Annotated in this window: 1 pseudogene; it reads right to left on the bottom strand. The window is 22.3% G+C overall.

Annotated elements, in window-relative coordinates:
* Nucleotides 1-360 (bottom strand): annotated as a pseudogene (locus ACF91D_RS30565) (site-specific DNA-methyltransferase); the annotation flags it as partial.
* Between the last annotated feature and the right edge of the window lie 717 nt (nt 361-1,077).

The following is a 1,077-nucleotide window of genomic DNA, read 5'->3' as shown; positions in this document are numbered from 1 at the left end:
GTCTATATATATTAAATCAATAGATTTACTATAAGAATCTTGAAGATGTTTTAAAACTTCTAAATTATCTCCTGTATAGAAAAGATTTTCTGAATTATTATTACTATTATATTCTATGTTTGGTACAATAACTGAGTTTGGTTTTTCAGTCGCAATCTTCTTAGCATAATTTTTACCTATGAAATTTAAAGAATAACCCATAGACAATTCTTCAAAGTTCGATGAATTCAATTCATTTATAAATTTATTCAAGTCAAAAGTTCTATCCTCATTAAAAAATTCTGGAAAATTATCATTTAATTTTTGTTCAAATTCATTTTTATCATTTTCATTATTATACTTTCTGTTTTGATATAACATTTCCCCACTCCTTATAAATAACTTATTAATATTATAATATAAATAACTATAAATTTTTGTACCTTTCTTTTAAAGTCGCTTCTAATTCAAACTTTTCTTTACTTAAGAATTACTTATTTACATTCTTAGATAATGACTTTATTAGATACATATACACAAATTGTCTATAGTTATATTTTAATTCACTCATGGAACTATCTCCTTATCAAATTTATATAATTAATCTTGCACTTTTTTCTAGAAAATCCAATATGTCCCTATAAATAAACATCACTTCTCATCTATTATATTACATACTATAAATTATATACTAATAATATAAAAATAAAAATTCAATTAACCTTATTCGCACTATTCATTTCTTATATCAATAATTTATGACTTATTAATTAGTACCATATTCTTATACTCTAATCTTTTTAAATTGTTAAACTGATAATATATTAACAACTACAATAACCTGCAAGCTTAATTTTTTGTATAGCAAAACAAAAAAGCCAAGCATCTATTTCTTTAGTTTGCTTCACTTTCTAGTATAACCTCTGGCTCATATGTCAAGAATATGGACAGAAAATATCGAATGAAATTTCTAATTGAGTCTTAAATTGATTTCTGATTATGCCTAATAGATTTATAACCTCGTTTTTTTAGTTAAAACTGATATTAATATGAATTTTGGCATCATTAAATAAACCTTGATAAAAGGTTATTTAAAAA

Source organism: Staphylococcus sp. 231237_7MaSpsaltlick, from assembly GCF_043107035.1.
The sequence above is the reverse complement of the archived record's forward strand: the minus strand, read 5'-3'. Positions and strand labels throughout refer to the sequence as shown.